Source organism: Vibrio sp. 10N.222.52.B7, from assembly GCF_041474275.1.
Lineage (GTDB): Bacteria > Pseudomonadota > Gammaproteobacteria > Enterobacterales > Vibrionaceae > Vibrio > Vibrio crassostreae_C.
The window spans coordinates 1-313 of sequence record NZ_JBFRTU010000475.1; the positions used below are offsets into that span (position 1 = coordinate 1).

Annotated in this window: 1 protein-coding gene; it reads left to right on the plus strand. The window is 40.6% G+C overall.

The features are described 5' to 3' along the window. Positions 1 to 286 (plus strand): DUF481 domain-containing protein (locus tag AB4512_RS23755; protein ID WP_372175967.1); only part of this gene is annotated, 286 nt, incomplete at its 5' end. Between the last annotated feature and the right edge of the window lie 27 nt (positions 287 to 313).

The following is a 313-nucleotide window of genomic DNA, read 5'->3' on the forward strand; positions in this document are numbered from 1 at the left end:
AGCATCTGATGAAGAGTTTCCAAACAAAGAGAACTATGAACTGATCGTCAATGCCAATATTGATGGATCATTAACCCTAACAGAAACGTTTTCTATGGGGGCAACGGCTAACATGGCTTACGGTGAAGAGAACACCAATTACAACCTCAAAGGCTATCTAAAGAACATCTTGATGGGCAATTTGGCGCTAACTTTTGATACCGAATACATCTACAACACTACTGTCGCATCAGACCAAAGTAACGCCGAAATCTACAGCTCAATGAATCTAAACTACGATTTCTAAATAACGCTTCCCCCATCGATCATGCAA